We start from the raw sequence: 19,704 nt of genomic DNA, 5'->3' as shown, positions 1-19,704 counted from the left end.
TTGCAGCAAACAGTCCGACAAGCCGCCAGACCTGGCGGCTTTTTTGTTTCAGCCGGCAGGTTCCCAAACAGGAGCAGAAAGCCGTGTTGACCACCACAGACGACCTTCGGGTCAAGGAACTCAGACTGCTGAGCACGCCGGAAGAGGTGATGCGCGAGATACCGCGCTCACTCACGGCGACGCGCACCGTTGCCGCCTCGCGCAACGCCATCCATTCCATCCTGACGGGGGCCGACGATCGACTTGTTGTCATCGTCGGCCCATGTTCCATCCACGATCCGGTCGCGGCCGTTGACTATGCCAGCCGTCTGGCGGCGCTGCGCGAGGCCCTGTCCGACCGGCTCGAGATCGTCATGCGGGTCTATTTCGAGAAGCCGCGCACGACGGTCGGCTGGAAAGGCCTGATCAACGATCCCGACCTCGACGGCAGCTTCAACATCGACAAGGGGCTGCGCATGGCGCGCAACGTGCTTTCGGCCGTCAACAATCTCGGCCTGCCGGCGGCGACCGAATTCCTCGACATGACGACGCCGCAATACATTGCCGACCTCGTCGCCTGGGGCGCCATCGGCGCGCGCACGACCGAGAGCCAGATCCATCGCGAACTGGCCTCGGGCCTGTCTTGCCCGGTCGGCTTCAAGAACGGCACCGACGGCAATCTAAGGATCGCCGGCGAGGCGGTGAAGTCGGCCGCCCAGCCTCACCATTTCATGGCGGTGACCAAGGGCGGACGCAGCGCGATCGCGGCGACGACCGGAAACGAGGATTGCCATGTCATCCTGCGCGGCGGTGTTCAGCCGAACTATGACGCGGCAAGCGTCGAGGCCGCCTCGGTGGAGCTCGCCCGCATCGGCATCGCGCCGCGCCTGATGATCGATGTCAGCCACGCCAACTCGGCCAAGAAGCCGGAAAACCAGCCCAAGGTGGCGGCTGACGTGGCGAGTCAGGTGGCGGCGGGCGACGAGCGCATCATCGGCGTCATGATCGAAAGCAATCTCGTCGCCGGCCGGCAGGATGTCGTGCCCGGCCAGCCGCTCACCTACGGCCAGAGCATCACCGATGGCTGCATCGACTGGGCGACCACCGAAACGGTGCTGCATGGCCTTGCCGGTGCCGTCGAATGGCGCCGCTCGGCGCGGCGCGCCATGCTGGACAGCCGTCAGGGCGCCGCCTGATATTATGGCGATGCGGGAAGGGCGGCGCTGACTGGGATTACGCCGCCCTCAGCCCCTCCCATGCGGTGAAGACCGAGACCACGAACAGCAGCAGCCCGGCCGCGCGGCCGGCAAGAGCGGTCGCCCGCGGATTGGCGATCAGAAGGCTGCGGCTGCGGCCGGCTGAAATGGCCAGCCCGCCATAGATCGCGGCTTGCGTCAGCACGGTCAGCAGACCCATGATCGTCGCCTGCATCCAGATCGGACCGTAGTGCGGTTTCAGGAACTGCGGGTAGACGGCCAGCACGAAGAGATAGGCCTTCGGATTGATCAGGCAGGTCACGAAACCCTGGCGAAATGCTTTCCATGCGGAACGGCTGCCGGCGGGCCCTTCATGACCGACGGTGATGGAGCTGCGCATCAGCGTGATGCCGATATAGGCCATGTAGGCGGCACCGGCGATCAGCAGCGGTTTGAACAGAACAGGCACGAAATGCATGAGCAGGCCGACGCCGACGGCGCCGTTCAGCGTGTGCACCATGCCGCCGACCATGATGCCGCCGGTCGCGGCCAGGCCCCTGTCGCGTCCACCGGTCAGCGCATTGGCGAGCACGAACAGCATGTCCATGCCCGGAACGGCGATGATGCCGAACAGGAGAAGAAAGAAAAGCCAGAGATTTTCCGCGTAACTCATGTCAGTTGCCTGTCGCCCTTGTCGGCATGCCGCCAAGGAATTTGTTGATTTTCAAGCCGATGGGCGATGCTATAGATCGAGCCAACTGACGATGATGTGTCAGTTGTGATCGCAGCCGGTGAGAGAAATGCGCAAGGCCTCGCGCCTGTTCGAGATCATCCAGATCCTGCGGCTGGCCAGGCAGCCGGTAACGGCGGCTACGATTGCCGGGCAGTTGGAGGTGACGATCCGCTCGATCTACCGCGACATCGCCGCCCTTCAGGCCATGCGTGTCCCGATCGAGGGCGGCCGCGGCATCGGCTACATCCTGCGTCCCGGCTTCGACCTGCCGCCGCTGATGTTCTCGATCGAGGAGATGGAGGCGATCGTGCTGTCGCTGGCTTTGCTCGAACGCACCGGCGATGACGAGCTCAAGCAGGCGGCCAAGCGCGTCAGCGCCAAGATCGCCGGCGCCGTGCCGCCGCCCTTGCGCCAGACGCTCGACGCCAATGCGCTGCACGCCTGGGGCTTTGCCGCGCCCGCCGCCGGCACGATCGACCTGGCGCTGGTGCGCCGCGCCATCCGCGACGAGGAAAAGCTCGACCTATCCTATCGCGACGAAGCAGGCCGCGCCTCCGAGCGGCTCATCCGCCCGATCGCGCTGATCTACTACGCCGAAACCGCCAACATCGTTGCCTGGTGCGAGCTGCGCCAGGCGATCCGCAATTTCCGCAGCGACCGCATTGAGGACTGCCAGCCGACCGGCCTACGCTTCAAGGGCGAAGGCGACCGCTTGCGGCAAATCTGGGTCAATGGCTGGGAGACGAACACGGCTGTCTGCGGCTGAGGTGGCCTCGCGAGGGCAGCAGCCCTCATGTCGCCTCGGCGCCCGCGGCGGCAAGACGCTGTCCGCGCAGCAGCGCCAGTCCGATTTCGGCCATCGCAAACAGGAGGACCGCAATCAGAAATTCATTGGTCCCTACACGGACGATCAGCCATCCGCCGAGCACCGGGAAACCAAAGACACCCAGGAAATAAGCAACGACGAACCATGTCAGCGCGGCATTTCGGTGTTCGGCGGGAGCGTCGTTCACTACCTGTGTCTGGATGACCGAATAGACCAGGCCGTAGCCGACACCCAGCAGGATCGCACTGGCGATCTGGATCACCACGCCATAGGTGAGTCCGAAGGCGACAATGACGCCGGCGATCATCACCGCCAGCAGGATGATCGCGACATGATCGCCCTTCGCGCGACCGATCACCGGTGCGAGCAGGAACCGGGATGCAACAACGGTAATCGCATAGGTGGCAAAGAAGGTGCTGGCCTGCAGCCCGGTGCCGCGCACAAGCGACGTCTGAAACGTCAGCAGCCCGCTAAACACGCAAGCGCCAAGCCCGACCATCAGGATGGGGTACATTGCCCGCGTCCGCAGCAACGCCGGCAGTGCCCGCACCCAATCATTGCCGGCGGCCTTGATCGCCGCGGCAAGCGGCCGTACCGCGATGGTTTCAAACACCATCAGAAGCGATGCGGCAACCAGGCAGACCAGGGCGACGGCGCCGAAGGCCTGCCCGGTCGTCAAGCCGAGATCGTTGATCAGCGCGGTTGCGGCGATCGGGCTCAAGCCGATCCCACCCATCTGGAACGCACCATAGCGCGTAAACCAGAAGCCGCGATCCTGATCGTTCACGCGCATGGAAAGCGCCATGGGCGCGGCCAGGAAGAAAATGCCCCAGCCAAGGCCGATGAAGAAGCCGGCAACGCTGATCAGGGGCGTCAGCGCCGACAGGGACGCCAGGCCGAGATAGCCGCCGGCAACCAGCACCGCGCCAAGTCCGGCCATGCGGCCCGCGCCAAGACGCCAGGCGAGCCAGCCGACGAGGGGAACGCCGACAAGTGTCCCCAGCATGGCGCCGCCAAGCGTCGTGCCGGTTTGGATCTCGCTGCCGCCGAGCGCTCGAAAATGCTCCGTGAGAAGGAAGGTGGCGCCATAGCCCATCGATGTGAGCAAGGTGGCGAAAAAAAGCAGATAGGCGTGTGCGCTGCGCATGGGAGCTGCCCCTTTCCAATCAAGACGGCCTGCATATCCAGGACAAATGTGGTACAGTGATCTCTTGGATTTCGATCAATTTACACGTCCTCTTGAAATGGAGACCGGGGACCACTTGGGGAGCGCCATGGCCGAAAAGGCATCGCGCCGGCACGAAGGCGCCACGCATCTGGTCGACATCGCCATCGACCGCGCGTCGCGGGCCTCGATTGGCCGGCAGCTCTATTTCGCCCTGCGCGACGCGATCGTCTCCGGCCGGATGCCAGCCGGCGCACGCTTGCCCTCGACGCGGGCGGCGGCCGGGTTGTGGGGCGTCTCGCGCGGTGTCGTTGTCGAGGCCTACGATACGTTGCTGAGCGAGAGCTATGTCGTAGGCCACCATGGCTCCGGCACCTTCGTTTCGGCCGATGTCCCAGGGCGGGCGGAGCGCACGCGCCGGACCAGTCGGTCAACGGCAAAGAGCGATATCTCGTCCGCCGCACGCTCGGTCATCGGAAACCCGTCGCTGGACCCGCAGCCCCAGGTCCCTTTCGCCACCGGTCGGGCCGAACCGGACGACAGGACACGGGCCGTTCTCAAACGCATAGGCCATCGCCATCTCGAAGCGCTCAGTGATCACTATCGGGATCCGCAAGGCGAGGAGCGTCTGCGCCGTGAGGTGGCGACCTATCTTGCGGCAGCCCGGGGCGTACGCTGCGAACCCGACCGCGTCTTCATCACGTCCGGCTCCCAGCAGGCGATTGACCTTGCCATTCGTACCCTGATCGACCCGCGAGACACGATTGCGATCGAGGATCCGAGCTATCCGCCGGCGCGTCTGGCCTTTACGGCCGGAGGCGCCGAGCCCATTCCTGTCCCGGTTGACCGGCAAGGGATCAATGTGGATTTGCTGGCCAAACGAGGAGAAAACGTCAGGGCCGTCTATGTGACGCCGTCACACCAATATCCGACAGGCACGGTCCTTTCGATGGCGCGCCGCCTGGCCTTGATCGACTGGGCCGCGGCCAAGGGGGCGTGGGTTCTCGAGGACGATTACGACAGCGAGTTTCGCTACGACGATCGCCCACTGGCGGCGCTGCAAGGCGTCGACGAGTACGACAGGGTTATCTATTTCGGCACCTTCAGCAAGGCGCTGCTGCCAGGTTTTCGGCTGGGCTACCTGGTGGTCCCGGCAGAGCTGGTGCCGGCTTTCCGTGCGATGCGTGTGCTGATCGACCGCTTTCCTGCCCCGTTTCATCAACTGGTGGTCGCCGACTTCCTGAGCGAGGGGCATTTTTCCAGCCACCTCAGGCGGCTGCGGGAAGCGTATCGTGCGTCGCGCGACATGTTGGTGACGCTTTTGCGAGAACAATTTGTCGATCAGCCGGGCATCGCGATTGAAGTGCCGATGCAAGGCGTCCACCTGTTCGCGCGGTTGTCCCAGGGCCTTGACGATGTTTCGATCGCACAAGCGGCGCGCCGGTCCGGCGTAACCGTGCTGCCGGTTTCCCCGATGCACCTTGCGCCGGTGGCAGGTCACGGCCTTCTTCTTGGCTTCTCCGCCTTGCATCGCGAGGATGCGGCGCCTGGTGTCAGGCGACTGGCCCAGGCCGTCCTTCAAGGGCGATCTGGGCAGGCATAGGCATGACTGCCTTCTGGCTCGGCTTACCGCACATCCACCCAGCGCTTTTCCTCGAACGACTTTGCCATGGCGTGCACGGTGCGCTCGATCTCCAGCCCTTCGGCGAACTCGATGAGCCGGGCCGGCTTGCCGGCAAGCCGTGTCAGCAATTCGTGGCATTCGATGATCTTGAGATCGTTGAAGCCGAGGCTGTGGCCGGGCGCTGGCACGAAAAGGTCATAAGGCTTGTGCTGCGGCGCCACCAGGATGGTGCGATAGCCCTGTTCGGTCGGGCGATCCGATGTCAAATAGAGCTGGAATTCGTTCATCCGCTCCTGGTCGAACAGGATCGAGCCCTTGGAGCCGAAGATCTGGATGGCGATGCGCCCCTTGCGGCCCCAGGCCGAGCGGTTGACCAGCAGCGTCCCGGCAATGCCGTTTTCCAGGTGCATCAGCACGCTGGCGATATCGTAGGTCTCGACCGCGCGGCGCCCGCCTGGCGCCAGCTTGCGGTCGGCATAGGGCTTGGCCATGTCGCAGATGACGCTGGCGACGCGGCCGAACAGTGCTGAGACCAGCGACAGCGGATGCACGGCGAAATCGTCGAGCGCGCCATAGCCGGAAGTCGCCTCGTGTTTCCAGAAGAACAGCGCCTCGGGGTCGGCCATGAAGTCCTCGTCCATCTCGATGCGCAGATGGTTGACCTCGCCGATGATCTTCTCGTCGAGCAGCGCGCCGATGTGACGTATGGCCGGGCTCTGGATGTAATTGTAGCCGAGCGCCGCGATCTTGCCTGAAGTCTTGGCCGCGGCCGCCATTGCCTCGGCCTCGGCGAAGCTCGGCGCCATCGGCTTTTCGCACCACAGATGCTTGCCAGCCTCGAGGACGGCGATCGCCATTTCGGGATGAAACTGGTTGGGCGTCGTCAGCGAGACGACGTCGACTTCGGGATCGTTGACCACGGCACGCCAGTCGCCCGACGCCTTGGCGAAGCCGAACTCGCCGGCCTTGCGCCTGGCAAGGTCCTCGTTGACCTCGCCCAGATGGACGAGCCGTGGCTTGGTCGCGTCGGGGAAGACGGCCCCGACGGCGCTCCACGCGATGGCGTGGCATTTGCCCATGAAGCCCGTGCCGATAAGACCGACGCCGACCATTTTTCGTTCCTCCGCTGCCGTAGATACTGCGTGGATGAATTAGTCCATTTTTCTCTGGAATGGAATGTCTGTCTCATTTTTTATGGCGTTCTTGCGCAGGCCCGCTATGATGGGGCACAGAGGGCCTCCAGACAGGCTTGGGCGGAGAACGATGGACGAACAGGTACCTCGCGACTTCGAGACGCTGCGCGCCACGATCCTGGACCGGCGTGAGAGCCTGCCCAAGCGCATCGCCCAGATTGCCGCCTATGCGCTCGACAATCCCGACGATATCGCTTTCGGCACCGCCGCCAGCATCGCCGCTTCGGCCGGCGTGCAGCCCTCGACCCTGATCCGCTTCGCCCAGCAACTCGGTTTCGACGGCTTCACCAGCCTGCAGCAGGTATTCCGCGAGCGGTTGCGCGAGCGCAACTCTTCCTATGACGAGCGGCTGCAGGCGCTGCGCGCGAAGGCCGAGGGCGGCGCCGGCCACCGGGCGATCTTCGACGGGTTCATCGCCGCCGCCAGCACCTCGCTCAACGACATTTCCCGCACGCTGGACGACGCGCATCTGGAAGAGGCGATTTCGCTGCTGGCGAAGGCGCAGACCATCTATGTCCTGGCCAAGCGGCGCTCCTATCCGGTGGCGAGCTATATCGCCTACGCGCTGGGCAAGCTGAAGATCCGCAACCAGTTGATCGAATCGGCCGCCGGACTGAATGCCGAGATGGTCGGCTTCGCCACGCCGGCGGACGCCGTCATCGCCATCAGCTTCTCGCCCTACGCGCCGGCCACCATCGAGGAGGCGCGCGCCATTTCCGAGCAGGGCGTGCCGATCGTTGCCATCACCGACAGCTCATTCTCGCCGCTGGCCCAGTTCGCCAGGGTCTGGTTCGAGGTTGCCGAGGCGGATTTCGCCGGTTTCCGCTCGCTGTCGGCGACAATGGCGCTGGCCATGGCGCTGACGGTCGGCGTCGGCGAGAAGCGGCGCGACGTGGGCCGCAAGCGCAAGGCCTGAGCTGACATCCAAAAAGGCGATTTTAGCCAAGGGAACGCTCATTCCATATTGACTATGGATTGGAATTATTATTTCATATTCCCGGCGCCACGCTGCCGCTCGCGCGTGTTACCCAACAATGTTGTCCATGACGACAAGACCGACGGGAGGTTCCAATGAGCGAAGCCGTGGACGCAAGACAGGCGCCGCTCGATGTCATCACCATCGGTCGCGCGTCCGTCGACCTCTATGGCCAGCAGATCGGATCGCGGCTGGAGGACATCACCTCCTTCGCCAAGTCGGTCGGCGGCTGCCCGGCCAACATTTCCGTCGGCACGGCAAGGCTCGGCCTGCGCTCGGCGCTGCTGACGCGCGTCGGCGACGAGCAGATGGGCCGCTTCATCCGCGAACAGCTGAAACGCGAAGGCGTCAACACCGACGGGCTGAAGACCGACAAGGAGCGGCTGACCGCGCTGGTTCTGCTCTCGGTCGAGAGCGAAGGCGTCTCGCCGATGATCTTCTACCGCGCCGACTGCGCCGACATGGCGCTGGCCGAAGAGGATATCGATGAGGCGTTCATCGCCTCGGCCCGCGCCATCGTCGTCACCGGCACGCATTTTTCCCGCCCCAACAGCGACGCCGCCCAGCGCAAGGCGATCCGTATCATGAAGGCCAGGGGCGGCAAGGTTGTCTTCGACATCGACTACCGGCCGAACCTGTGGGGTCTCGCCGGTCATGCCGAAGGTTTTGAGCGCTATGTCAAGTCGGACCGGGTCTCGGCCCAGTTGAAGACGGTGCTGCCCGATTGCGATCTCATCGTCGGCACCGAGGAAGAGATCATGATCGCGTCCGGCGCCGATGACTGCCTGAGCGCGTTGAAGACGATCCGCGCCCTGTCCTCGGCGACCATCGTCCTGAAGCGCGGCGCCATGGGCTGCATCGTCTATGACGGGCCGACCAGCGACGATCTCGAGGACGGCATCGTCGGCGAGGGGTTCCCGATCGAGATCTACAATGTCCTGGGCGCAGGTGACGCCTTCATGTCCGGTCTGCTGCGCGGCTGGCTCGGTGGCGAAAGTTTCAAAACCGCGGCGACCTGGGCCAATGCCTGCGGCGCCTTCGCCGTGTCCCGGCTCTTGTGCGCGCCGGAATATCCGACCTTCGAGGAACTGCAGTTCTTCCTCAAGAACGGCAGCAAGCATCGCGCGCTGCGCATGGACGAGGCGATCAACCACATCCATTGGGCAACCACTCGCCGCAGCGACATCCCTTCGCTGATGGCGCTCGCTTGCGACCACCGTGTGCAGCTCGAGGACGTCGCGGCCAAGACCGGCGCCGATCCGGCGCGCATCCGTGATTTCAAGGTGCTGGCGGTCAAGGCGGCGGCCAAGGTCGCCGCCGGCCGCGACGGCTACGGCATGCTGATCGACGAGAAGCACGGCCGCGAGGCGATGTTCGAATTCGCCAGGCATCCCTTCGCCTGGCTCGGCCGGCCGGTGGAACTGCCGGGTTCGCGGCCGCTGCGCTTCGAATTCTCGCAGGACATCGGCTCTCAACTCGCCGAATGGCCGATCGATCACTGCATCAAGTGCCTGTGCTTCTACCATCCCGACGATCCGGCGGCCTTGAAGGAAGAGCAGCAGCAGAAGCTGCGCGCGCTGTTCGAGGCCGCGCGCAAGGTCGGCCGGGAACTTCTCATCGAGATCATCGCCGGCAAGCATGGCAAGCTCGACGACACGACGATCCCGCGCGCGCTGGAGGAACTCTATGCGCTCGGCATCAAGCCGGACTGGTGGAAGCTCGAGCCGCAGGCGTCGAGCGGCGCCTGGGCCAAGATCGAGGCGGTGATCCTGAAGCACGATCCCTGGTGCCGCGGCATCGTCCTGCTTGGGCTGGAGGCGCCGCAGGACGAGCTGGAGGCGGCTTTTGCCGCCACCGCCAAGGCGCCCATCGTCAAGGGCTTTGCCGTCGGCCGCACCATCTTCGTCCATGCCGCCGAACAGTGGCTCTCCGGCAAGATGTCCGATGACGAGGCCGTCGCCGACATGGCCTCGCGCTTCGAACAGTTGACCGAAGCGTGGCTTGCCGCGCGCGGCCGCAAGGCGGCATAAGAAGGCCGCGACACAGGGACTGCGGAGGAAACAACCATGAGCAAGACAATCCGCCTGACGATGGCGCAGGCGCTGACCCGCTTCCTGTCCCGCCAGATGACCGAGATCGACGGCGCCAAGGTGCCGATCTTCGGCGGCGTCTGGGCTATCTTCGGCCATGGCAATGTCGCCGGCATCGGCGAGGCGCTCTACCAGGTGCGCGACGAGCTGCCGACCTTCCGCGCCCACAACGAGCAGGCGATGGCGCATGCGGCGATCGCTTATGGCAAGGCCAATTTCCGCCGCCGCTTCATGGCCGCGACCTCGTCTATCGGCCCGGGCGCGCTGAACATGGTGACAGCGGCGGCCCTTGCCCATGTAAACAGGTTGCCCATCCTGTTTTTGCCGGGCGACGTTTTCGCCAACCGGATCCCCGATCCGGTGCTGCAGCAGGCCGAGGATTTTTCCGACGGCACGGCGACGGTCAACGACTGTTTCCGCCCGGTGTCGCGCTATTTCGACCGCATCACCCGGCCGGAGCAGATCATCCCGGCGCTCGGCCGCGCCATGCAGGTGCTGACCGATCCGGCCGATTGCGGCCCGGTGACGCTGTCGCTCTGCCAGGACGTGCAGGCCGAAGCCTATGACTATCCCGAGAGCTTCTTTGCCGAGTGGGTCTGGCACCAGCGCCGGCCGCGTCCCGACCGTGGCGAACTGGCGGCGGCCGTCGCCGCACTCAAGGGCGCCAGGAAGCCGCTGATCATCGCAGGCGGCGGCGTTCTCTATTCGCGGGCTTCCGACGAACTGGCGAAATTCGCCGAAGGCGCTGGCATTCCGGTTTGCGAGACGCAAGGCGGCAAGTCCTCGCTGCCGGACGATCACAAGCTCAACATGGCGGCGGTCGGCGTCACCGGCACCTCGGCCGCCAACCGGCTGGCGGAAGAGGCCGACGTCGTGCTCGCCATCGGCACGCGCCTGCAGGATTTCACCACCGGCTCGTGGGCGCTGTTCAAGAATTCCGGCAAGACCATCATCGGGCTCAACGTTCAGCCTTTCGATGCCGGCAAGCATCGGGCGCTGCCGCTGGTCGCGGACGCGGCGGAAGGGCTCGCCGAACTCGGCGCCGCGCTGCACGGCTGGAAGGCGCCTGCCGCCTGGACCGACAATGCGGCCACCGGCAAGACGGCCTGGCAGGCCGATGCCGCCAAGGTGACGGCATCGACCAACGCCGCTTTCCCCTCCGACGCGCAGGTGATTGGCGCCGTGCAGCGCGCCATGGGATCAGGCGTGACGCTGCTGCATGCCGCCGGCGGCCTGCCCGGCGAATTGCACAAGCTTTGGCAAGCGGGCGCGCCCGGCTCCTACCATGCCGAATACGGCTTCTCGACCATGGGGTACGAAATCGCCGGCGGGCTCGGCACCAAGATGGCCAAGCCCGGCGAGGAGGTCGTCGTCATGATCGGCGACGGCTCCTACCTGATGCTGAATTCCGAGATCGCCACCTCGGTGATGCTCGGTTTGAAACTGACCATCGTGCTGCTCGACAACAGGGGTTATGGCTGCATCAACCGGCTGCAGATGGCGACCGGCGGTGCCAACTTCAACAACCTCCTGAAGGACTCGCGCCACGAGATCCTGCCCGATGTCGACTTTGCCGCCCATGCCGCCAGCATGGGCGCGATATCCGAAAAGGTTTCGTCGATCGCCGGACTGGAGACAGCGCTGGCTCAGGCGAAAAAGAACGACCGCACCACAGTGCTGGTCATCGACACCGATCCGCTGGTTTCCACCGATGCCGGCGGCCATTGGTGGGACGTGGCGGTGCCCGAGGTATCGGCGCGCAGCCAAGTGAACGCGGCGCGCAAGGCCTATGACGAGAAGCGGCAAATGCAGAGCGTCGGCGATTGACGCCGGCGCTGAAGCTCCTGCCTTCTCCCCGTCCCTACGGGGAGAAGGTGCCGGCAGGCGGATGAGGGGCAGCGCCAACCAACGGTAACAAGCAGTTCTAACCCGGAGTGACGACTTGAAAGCCAAACTGGGCATGTCCCCCATCGCGTGGTGGAACGACGATCTTGCCGAACTGAGCGATGACGTGTCGCTGGAAGAGTGCCTGCGCCAGTCGCGCTCGGCCGGCTTCACCGGCATGGAAATGGGCCGGCGCTTTCCCAACGACCCAAAGGTGATGCTGCCGATCCTGAAGGCCGCCGACGTGACCCTATGCGGCGGCTGGTTTTCCGGCACGCTGGTCGACGAGGAGATGGCCGCCAACAAGGATCGCATCCAGCCGATGATCGACCTGTTCAAGGCGGTCAACGCGCCCTGCATCGTCTATGGCGAGGTCGGCCGCTCGATCCAGGGCGACCGCTCCAAGCCGCTCGCCATCAAGCCGAAGCTGTCGGGCGACGAGATGAAGGCCTACGCGCGGCGCCTGACCGAATTCGGCGAATGGTGCGCCGGGCAAGGCATGCCGCTGTCCTATCACCATCACATGGCGGCTGTGGTCGAGACCGAGCCGGAGCTCGATGCCTTCATGCGCCATTCCGGCGAAGGCATCCCACTGCTGCTCGATGCCGGACACCTCGCCTTTGCCGGCGGCGAGGTACTGCGCGCCATCGACAACCACCACAAGCGCATCAGCCATGTGCATGTGAAGGATGTGCGCATGGATGTGATCGACAAGCTTGATCGTACGAAACAGTCCTTCCTCGACGCCGTGGCGCTCGGCGCCTTCACCGTGCCGGGCGACGGTTCGCTCGATTTCGGCGCCATCGTGCAGCGCTTCGCCGACCATGGCTATGAAGGCTGGTTCGTGGTCGAGGCCGAACAGGATCCGAGGAAGAACCCGCCGCTCAAGATGGCGCAGGTCGGCCACAAGGAGTTGATGCGGGTGATGACGGCTGCCGGCTACACCGTCGAGACGCAGGGCTTCCCGAATGCCTGAAGGCTGGATTGGTCGCCTCGGGTGGCTTATCTGAGAACTGGTTCAGCAACTCTCGGATGGCGCGATGAAAGATTATGAACACCCGTTCTTCCGGCCGCTGTGGCGGCGCATCGCCGTCGTCGCGGTCTGCGTCATCTGGTCGATCATCGAGTTCGCCAGCGGCACGCCATTCTGGGGCGTGATTGCGCTTGGCTTCGCCGGATATGCCGTCTGGCAGTTTTTTTATCTGTACAGGCCTGTGGAGGAGGCGAAGGCGACGCCTGAGGAACCCACGGTCGGCGTCGAACCGAAGGAATGATGGAAGAGGTTCCAGTGGATTGGATACCTGCGCAACGGATCGCATACGTTGGTGATTGGCCAAAACGCTCCCCGCTTCGTCATCCTAGGGCGGAGCAAGGAGCGTAGCGACGCGGCGCAGACCCTAGGATCCATGCCGTGAAATGGAAGTGTTGCGACGGTGCAGAATCTCGCTCCGCTTGCGCCCTTCGACCGAGGTCACGGAATGGATCCTAGGGTCTCCGCGACGGAGCTTCGCTCCTGCTTCGCCCTAGGATGACGAAGTTGGGAGGGCCTCGGCCAATCCGAGGCGTCTGCGACGCTTCTTTTGAACAACCGGTGAAAGCGCCGGCATGGCTGCAACTGCCAGTTCCAATCCAAGAGGAGAAACAACAATGTCGAAACTGCTCGTCAAGGCCGACAAGGGCAATGGCCGCGTCGCGCATGTCACGCCGCAAAGCGCTGGCTGGACCTATGTCGGTTTCGATCTGCATCGGCTGAAGCCGGGCGAAAGCGCCTCGGGACGGTCGGACGACCGCGAAGTCTGCCTGGTCTTCGTGACCGGCAAGGGTACGGCAACAGCCGGCGGCACCGATCTCGGCCTGCTCGGCGAGCGCATGTCGCCCTTCGAGGGCAAGCCGTGGTCGGTCTACGTGCCGCAGGGATCGGACTGGTCGGTGACGGCCGATACCGAACTGGAACTTGCCGTCTGCTCGGCACCCGGCCTTGGCGGCGGCCTGCCGGTCCGGGTGATCGGACCGGACGATCTCGGCCGGGAGGTGCGCGGCAAGGGCACCAACACGCGCTACGTCACCAACATCCTGCCTGAGGGCCAGCCGGCCGACTCGCTGCTGGTGGTCGAGGTCATCACGCCCGGCGGCCACACGTCGAGCTACCCGCCGCACAAGCACGACCAGGACGATCTGCCCGCCGAATCCTATCTCGAGGAAACCTACTACCACCGCCTCAACCCGCCGCAGGGCTTTGCCTTCCAGCGCGTCTACACCGACGCCGGCAAGGATGGCCATCGCGCCCTGGATGAAGCCATGGCGATCGAGGACGGCGATGTCGTGCTGGTGCCCAGGGGCTATCACCCCTGTGCCGCCTGCCATGGCTACGACCTCTATTACCTCAACGTCATGGCCGGACCGAAGCGGACGTGGAAATTCCACAACGCGCCCGAGCACGAATGGTTGATGAAGGCCTGACCGGTCCGCGCTTCGGGCGGAACCTATTGGTCCAGTTTGGAAAAAATCGTCGGCTAAGGACCCTGAGGGTCGATTTGCCTTCGGAAACCCGTCAAAGCTTCGTCAATTCGTCATGGAAATCACCTATGGCAACGTTTCTGACGAGGACGTCCCATGCGTTATGCCATCTATTTCACCCCCAGGCAGGACGAGCCGCTGGCGCGTATCGCCGCCAACTGGCTCGGCCGCGACCCGTTCGGTGCCGCGACCAGGCCGGTTGAGGCGGTGGCCGACCTGTCGGCGGCGGAAGTGGCCTTCCACACCGCCTCGGCGCGCCGCTACGGCTTCCACGCGACGCTGAAAGCGCCCTTCCATCTGGCCGCCAACGAGACAGAAACCTCGCTGCGCGCGGCGCTCGATCATTTTGCCGAGGCGACGCCTGTCGTGACGATCCCGCGCCTGGTCGTCAGCCAGATCGACAGCTTCTTCGCGCTGGTGCCGGAGGGGCCGCTGCCTCCTCTCAACCGCTTCGCCGACGATGTCGTGCGCGATTTCGACCGGTTTCGCGCGCCGCTGTCCGAGGCCGAGATCGAGCGGCGCAGCCCGGATTCGCTGAAGCCGGCCGAGTTCCGCAATCTCTGCCAGTGGGGCTATCCCTATGTCTTCGAGACCTTCCGCTTCCACATGACCCTCTCGGGCCGGGCCGGGCCGCAGGAAAGTCCGCGTCTGCGCGCGGCGATCGATGGCCTTTTCGCCGACGTCTTGAGGCAGCCCGTGCTGGTGGATGCGCTGACATTGTTTGTCGAACCGGAACCCGGTGCGCCGTTCATGGTGCTTTCCCAGCACGCGCTTGGACGCCGCCCGGCCCGAAAAATCGCCTGAACCAACCCGACTGCAACAACCAGGGACTACCCGCAATGACCGCCGAGACCGTTCTTTCCAACGCCCGCATCGTTCTTCCCGACGAGATCGTCGAAGGGTCGCTGGTGCTGCGTGACGGCCTTATCGACGGCATCGATGCCGGTGCTTCCCGGGCCGGCGAGGACATGGGTGGCGACTTCATCATTCCAGGGCTGGTCGAGCTCCACACCGACCATCTCGAGGGCCACTACGCGCCACGGCCGAAGGTGCGCTGGAATCCGATCGCCGCTGTGCTTGCGCATGACGCCCAGGTGGCGACCGCCGGCATCACCACCGTGCTCGATGCGCTCCGCGTCGGCATGGACGAGGACGCCGACCTCACTTCGGACGACATCCGCAAGCTCGCCGACGCGATCGAGGACAGTGTCCAGCAGGATCGGCTGCGGGCTGACCATTTCATCCATCTGCGCTGCGAGGTCTCGGCACCGGATTGCCTGAGGGCCTTCGCCAATTTCGACACCGACGGCAGGGTGAAACTGGCGTCGCTGATGGACCATGCGCCGGGCCAGCGCCAGTTCGTCAATCTTGAAACCTATGCCTACTACTACCAGCGCAAGCTGAAGCTCTCGGATCAGGATTTCAAGAAATTCTGCGAGAAGCGGATGGGCGAATCGGCACGCAATTCAGGACCGAACCGCGTCTTCATCGCCGCCGCCTGCCAGGAGCGCGGCATCGTGCTCGCCAGCCACGACGACGCCACGTCGGCTCATGTCGACGAGGCCATCGAGCAGGGCGTGCGGGTCGCCGAGTTCCCCACCACCGAGGAAGCGGCGCGGGCCTCGAAGGCCGCCGGGCTCGGCGTGCTGATGGGCGCGCCCAATGTCATGCGCGGCGCCTCGCATTCCGGCAATGTTTCGGCCCGCACCTTGGCCAGCGACGGCCTGCTCGACATCCTGTCGTCCGACTACATCCCCTTCAGCCTGATCCAGTCGGCCTTCTTCCTCGGCGACATGGTCGAGGGCATTTCGCTGCCGCAGGCCGTCGCCATGGTGTCGAAGAACCCGGCGCAAGCCGTCGGCCTCGACGATCGCGGCGTCATCGAGCAGGGCCGTCGCGCCGATCTGGTGCGGGTGCGCGTCGACGATCACGTTCCGGTCGTGCGCACCGTCTGGCGGCAGGGACGCCGGGTGGCATGATGGTGTCGGCCTTGATCGAACGCGAACTGTCCGCCGAGACCTTTCCGATCCGTCACGGCGTCTTCGTCGCCGTCGTCGGACCCAGCGGTGCCGGCAAGGACACGGTGATCGGCTACGCCAAGGCGCTTTTCGCCGATGAGACGCAGCTGGAGTTCGTGCGCCGCGTCATCACCAGGCCGAGCGACGCGGCGAGCGAGGACCACGACACGCTGGCCGACGCCGCCTTCGCCGAGGCCGAGGCCGACGGTGCCTTCGCCGTGTCCTGGGAAGCGCATGGCCTGCGCTATGGCCTGCCCGCCGATGTCGACTGGTCTGTTTCCAATGGCCACGTGGCCGTCGCCAACGTGTCGCGCGCGATCATCCCCACCTTGCGCGAACGCTATGCCAATCTGGCGATTGTCGAGATCACCGCCTCGCCCGAGGTGCTGGCCGAGCGGTTGGCCATGCGCGGCCGCGAGTCGCGCGGCGAAGTGCTGGCCCGCCTGGCGCGCGGCGCCAATGTGACCTTGTCCGGTCCTGGCGTGACGTCGATCGACAACAGCGGCCCGCGCGAGGTGGCCGGCGAGCGCTTCGCCGAAGTGCTGCGCAAGGCTATGGCCTTCTCCGATATGTCTGGCCTGATCTGATCCGGGCCTGTTTCACTCGCCTGCTTGCGCTGTCGCTCGAAACGCTCCGGGCTGCTGGCCGCACAGGGTGATTCTGGATTACGATCCGCGACCTCGAAATGAGGTCGAGCCAGACAGGAAGTTTCATGCAGACACTGACACCCATCCTCTCGACAGTCACGGCGGCATTTCTCGCCTCCCTGGTCGAGGTCGTCGAAGCTTTCACCATCGTGCTCGCGGTCGGCGTGACACGCAGCTGGCGTGCGGCACTGACGGGCGCCGCGCTGGCGCTGGCGGTCCTAGCGGCTTTGGTTCTGGCGTTCGGGCCGCTGCTGGCGCTTGTCCCGATCACCACGTTGCAGTTCGTCGTCGGGGTGCTGCTGATCCTGTTCGGCATGCGCTGGCTGCGGAAAGCCATTCTGCGCAGCGTCGGCGTCATCGCCCTGCATGACGAAGAGGCGGCCTTCGCCAAGGAAACCGCCGCCCTGAACCGGCAGGCCAACGACCGCCGCGCCGACTACCTCGCCGGGCTGGCCTCGTTCAAGGCGGTGCTGCTCGAGGGTGTGGAGGTGGTGTTCATCGTCATCGCCGTCGGCGCCGCGCATGGACAGACATTTTACGCCGGCATGGGCGCGCTGGCCGCCTTCGTCCTGGTGATGCTTGTTGGCCTCGCTGTCCACCGGCCGCTGGCGCGCGTGCCGGAAAACGCCCTCAAATTCGTGGTCGGGCTGATGCTGACCAGCTTCGGCATCTTCTGGACCGGCGAAGGCATCGGCGCCGACTGGCCTGGCGAGGATCTTGCTCTGCTCGCCATCTTCGCCATCGTCGCGCTGGCATCCTTCGCCATGGTGCGCTGGCTGCGCGGCACCAATCCCACAGCCGCCGGAGGGCTCGCCCGATGAACGTCCTCCGTCTTGTCGCCAGGGAATTCCTCGGCATGTTCGTCGACGACGGCAGTCTGGCGCTGCTGGCGCTGGTCCTGGTGGGCGCCGTTAGCGCGGGGGTGAAGCTCCTGGCACTGCCGCCACTGCTTGGCGGTGGGCTGCTGCTGGTCGGCTGCCTAGCCATCCTTTTGCAAAGCGTTCGTCGCGCGGCACGCCAGACCCGTCGGTAGCACTTGCCAATAGGTGGGCTTACCCGCGAAGTCCTTGACGGCAGCTTCAAAATGAAAAATCATGGTACCGGTATCATAATGGGCGGCGACTTCCCGTTTCGAACGCTCATGGACAGGCAAATAACATTATAATAGCATACCATTATAACTCGCAGAGGAGCCGTTGACTCTCCGGTTTGCAAGGGTGTCGGCGAGCGAGCCGTTTCAAATTGTCGGGCGGCCACACGCGCCCCGCACCGTCGATATCGCCACGAGGCGCCAGAAAATGCATGGGAGGAAAACATGCGGACTTTCCTGAGGGGCGCGATGCTTGCCGGCATCGTGCTGGCACTGTCGGCGCTGCTGCCGTCGATCGCTTCGGCGCAGTCGGTCGAGGACATCATCGCGCGTGGCAAGCTGGTCGTCGCCATCGACACCACCACACCGCCCTACGGCTTTCTCGACGCCAATCTGAAGCCGACCGGATTCGACATCGAGGTCGCCAACAAGATGGGCGAGGCACTCGGCGTGCCCGTCGAATTCGTCACCGTCACTTCGCCCGGCCGCATCCCGGCGCTGCTGACCAAGCAGGTCGACGCGGTGATCTCGATCTTCTCGATCACGCCGGCGCGCGCAATCCAGATCGACTATTCGATCCCCTATGCCGGCCAGTCGGCGGTGGTGATCGCGCCTAGGAGCACCGCGATCAAGGGCGTCGCCGACCTCGTCGGCAAGAAGGTCGGCCTGACGCGCGGCACCGGCGAGGACGGATTGCTGACCAAGGCCGCCGAAGCCAATCCAGGCATCGAGATCCTGCGCTTCGACGATTATTCCTCGCTGCTGCAGGCGATGGTCTCGGGCCAGATCGACGCCATGGGCGGCGGCGACTACGGCGAGATCTATTTGAAGAAGGCTGGAAATGGGGACGCCTTCGAGCAGAAATACGTTTTGAAGACCTTCTATTTCGGCATCGGCGTCGCCAAGGGCAACGACAATCTACGGCAGTGGATCAACACCTGGCTGTTCACCATGAAGACCGACGGCACGCTGGACGCGCTGTCGATGAAGTACCGCAACCAGCCGCTGCCGGTGCTGCCGGTCTTCTGAGCGTTTCATTCCATGAGCGGGCCGCGCATGGCGGCGGCAAGCTTTCTTGACCTCGTGACGGAATGCCTATGCAAACCGCCCTGCAATTCGGCCCCATCCTGGTGCATCTCGACCTGTTGCTGCGCGGCCTGGAGAAGACCATCCAGCTGGCGGCGCTGTCGATCCTGTTCGGCACCGTCATCGGTGTGCTCGGGGCCGTCGGCCGCAGCTTCGGCCCGAGATTTCTATCCTGGCCGATCGCCTGCTATGTCGAGCTGATCCGCAACACGCCGCTCTTGATCCAGCTTTATTTCGTCTTCTTCTCGCTGCCGCTGTTCGGCTTCAAATTGTCGAGCAACACGGCGGCGGTGGTGGCGCTGTCGATCCATCTCGGCGCCTACGCCACCGAGATACTGCGCGCCGGCATCGAGGCCATCCCCGAAGGCCAGATCGAGGCGGCCAAATCGCTCGGCCTCAGCCGCTACCGCATCATCCGCCATGTCGTTCTGGTGCCGGCGGCGCGCGCGGTCTACCCGTCGCTGTCGGCACAGTTCATCCTGCAGATCATGGGCACCTCAATCGTCGGCGCCATCGCCGCGGAGGAACTGACGGCGGTGGCCAACAATCTCGTCATGCAGACGTTCCGCAGCTTTGAGGTCTATATCGTCATCGGCGTCATCTATTTCGTGCTGGTGCAGGCTGCCAGCCTGCTCTTTGCCGGCATCGGCAAGCTCATGTTCCGCTGGAAGGTCTGAACC

19 protein-coding genes are annotated in these 19,704 nt (G+C 64.7%); 16 read left to right on the top strand and 3 right to left on the bottom strand.

Annotated features, from left to right (window positions below):
• The first annotated feature begins 83 nt into the window (after nucleotides 1-83).
• A complete protein-coding gene (locus tag LB564_RS17295) occupies nucleotides 84-1,175 on the top strand; it encodes a 3-deoxy-7-phosphoheptulonate synthase (protein WP_224539515.1) in 1,092 nt (363 codons plus the stop codon).
• Nucleotides 1,176-1,212: 37 nt separating this feature from the next.
• Here LB564_RS17295 and LB564_RS17290 read toward each other — a convergent pair whose 3' ends face one another.
• Nucleotides 1,213-1,848, bottom strand: a complete 636-nt coding sequence (locus LB564_RS17290; RefSeq protein ID WP_224539514.1) for a LysE family translocator — start codon at nucleotides 1,846-1,848, stop codon at nucleotides 1,213-1,215.
• Nucleotides 1,849-1,975: 127 nt separating this feature from the next.
• Here LB564_RS17290 and LB564_RS17285 point away from each other — a divergent pair, with 127 nt between their 5' ends.
• Nucleotides 1,976-2,674 carry a helix-turn-helix transcriptional regulator gene (locus LB564_RS17285; protein WP_224539512.1) on the top strand — a complete coding sequence of 233 codons (699 nt, stop codon included), beginning with the start codon at nucleotides 1,976-1,978 and terminating at the stop codon, nucleotides 2,672-2,674.
• A gap of 25 nt (nucleotides 2,675-2,699) precedes the next feature.
• Here the strand turns inward: LB564_RS17285 and LB564_RS17280 are convergent, their stop codons facing one another.
• On the bottom strand, nucleotides 2,700-3,881 hold the full coding sequence (locus tag LB564_RS17280) for an MFS transporter (protein WP_224539510.1): 1,182 nt from the start codon (nucleotides 3,879-3,881) through the stop codon (nucleotides 2,700-2,702).
• Between the two features lie 127 nt (nucleotides 3,882-4,008).
• Between LB564_RS17280 and LB564_RS17275 the strand changes: the two genes are divergently transcribed.
• Nucleotides 4,009-5,502, top strand: a complete 1,494-nt coding sequence (locus LB564_RS17275; RefSeq protein WP_224539509.1) for a PLP-dependent aminotransferase family protein — start codon at nucleotides 4,009-4,011, stop codon at nucleotides 5,500-5,502.
• Between the two features lie 23 nt (nucleotides 5,503-5,525).
• Here LB564_RS17275 and LB564_RS17270 read toward each other — a convergent pair whose 3' ends face one another.
• Complete coding sequence (locus LB564_RS17270) at nucleotides 5,526-6,635, bottom strand: Gfo/Idh/MocA family protein (RefSeq protein ID WP_224539507.1); 1,110 nt, start codon at nucleotides 6,633-6,635, stop codon at nucleotides 5,526-5,528.
• A gap of 151 nt (nucleotides 6,636-6,786) precedes the next feature.
• On the opposite strand from LB564_RS17270, the gene LB564_RS17265 reads away from it, so the two are divergent.
• The 13 genes from LB564_RS17265 (at nucleotide 6,787) to LB564_RS17205 (ending at nucleotide 19,701) form a co-directional block, all read left to right on the top strand.
• Nucleotides 6,787-7,632, top strand: a complete 846-nt coding sequence (locus tag LB564_RS17265; protein WP_140703250.1) for a MurR/RpiR family transcriptional regulator — start codon at nucleotides 6,787-6,789, stop codon at nucleotides 7,630-7,632.
• Nucleotides 7,633-7,787: 155 nt separating this feature from the next.
• A complete protein-coding gene (locus LB564_RS17260; RefSeq protein WP_224539506.1) occupies nucleotides 7,788-9,722 on the top strand; it encodes a bifunctional 5-dehydro-2-deoxygluconokinase/5-dehydro-2-deoxyphosphogluconate aldolase in 1,935 nt (644 codons plus the stop codon).
• A gap of 36 nt (nucleotides 9,723-9,758) precedes the next feature.
• The gene (iolD, locus tag LB564_RS17255) at nucleotides 9,759-11,609 is read left to right on the top strand and encodes a 3D-(3,5/4)-trihydroxycyclohexane-1,2-dione acylhydrolase (decyclizing) (protein ID WP_224539503.1); all 1,851 of its coding nucleotides are present in this window, start codon (nucleotides 9,759-9,761) and stop codon (nucleotides 11,607-11,609) included.
• A gap of 115 nt (nucleotides 11,610-11,724) precedes the next feature.
• Nucleotides 11,725-12,642, top strand: a complete 918-nt coding sequence (gene iolE / locus LB564_RS17250) for a myo-inosose-2 dehydratase (RefSeq protein WP_224539501.1) — start codon at nucleotides 11,725-11,727, stop codon at nucleotides 12,640-12,642.
• A gap of 64 nt (nucleotides 12,643-12,706) precedes the next feature.
• Nucleotides 12,707-12,940, top strand: coding sequence for a DUF3329 domain-containing protein (locus tag LB564_RS17245; protein WP_140703246.1), 234 nt, complete (start codon nucleotides 12,707-12,709; stop codon nucleotides 12,938-12,940).
• A 373-nt stretch (nucleotides 12,941-13,313) separates the two neighbouring features.
• The gene (gene iolB / locus LB564_RS17240) at nucleotides 13,314-14,126 is read left to right on the top strand and encodes a 5-deoxy-glucuronate isomerase (protein WP_224539499.1); all 813 of its coding nucleotides are present in this window, start codon (nucleotides 13,314-13,316) and stop codon (nucleotides 14,124-14,126) included.
• Between the two features lie 153 nt (nucleotides 14,127-14,279).
• On the top strand, nucleotides 14,280-14,987 hold the full coding sequence (locus LB564_RS17235; protein WP_140703243.1) for a DUF1045 domain-containing protein: 708 nt from the start codon (nucleotides 14,280-14,282) through the stop codon (nucleotides 14,985-14,987).
• Between the two features lie 35 nt (nucleotides 14,988-15,022).
• Nucleotides 15,023-16,162 (top strand): alpha-D-ribose 1-methylphosphonate 5-triphosphate diphosphatase, encoded by a 1,140-nt coding sequence (locus LB564_RS17230; RefSeq protein WP_224539498.1) that lies wholly within the window; start codon nucleotides 15,023-15,025, stop codon nucleotides 16,160-16,162.
• Entirely contained in the window at nucleotides 16,159-16,788 is a 630-nt protein-coding gene (gene phnN / locus LB564_RS17225; RefSeq protein ID WP_181173594.1) for a phosphonate metabolism protein/1,5-bisphosphokinase (PRPP-forming) PhnN, read from the top strand. Before LB564_RS17230 ends, phnN begins: the two co-directional genes overlap by 4 nt.
• Nucleotides 16,789-16,913: 125 nt before the next feature.
• A complete protein-coding gene (locus LB564_RS17220) occupies nucleotides 16,914-17,669 on the top strand; it encodes a COG4280 domain-containing protein (protein WP_224539496.1) in 756 nt (251 codons plus the stop codon).
• Nucleotides 17,666-17,881: a hypothetical protein gene (locus tag LB564_RS17215; protein WP_224539495.1), complete on the top strand. Its 216-nt coding sequence runs from the start codon at nucleotides 17,666-17,668 to the stop codon at nucleotides 17,879-17,881. The genes LB564_RS17220 and LB564_RS17215 overlap by 4 nt, the downstream gene beginning before the upstream one ends.
• Before the next feature lie 282 nt (nucleotides 17,882-18,163).
• Nucleotides 18,164-18,967, top strand: coding sequence for a transporter substrate-binding domain-containing protein (locus tag LB564_RS17210; RefSeq protein WP_224539493.1), 804 nt, complete (start codon nucleotides 18,164-18,166; stop codon nucleotides 18,965-18,967).
• Between the two features lie 68 nt (nucleotides 18,968-19,035).
• Nucleotides 19,036-19,701, top strand: a complete 666-nt coding sequence (locus tag LB564_RS17205) for an amino acid ABC transporter permease (RefSeq protein WP_224539491.1) — start codon at nucleotides 19,036-19,038, stop codon at nucleotides 19,699-19,701.
• Nucleotides 19,702-19,704 lie beyond the last annotated feature (3 nt).

The organism is Mesorhizobium sp. ES1-6 (assembly GCF_020164775.1).
Classification (GTDB): Bacteria; Pseudomonadota; Alphaproteobacteria; order Rhizobiales; family Rhizobiaceae; genus Mesorhizobium.
The sequence above is the reverse complement of the archived record's forward strand: the minus strand, read 5'-3'. Positions and strand labels throughout refer to the sequence as shown.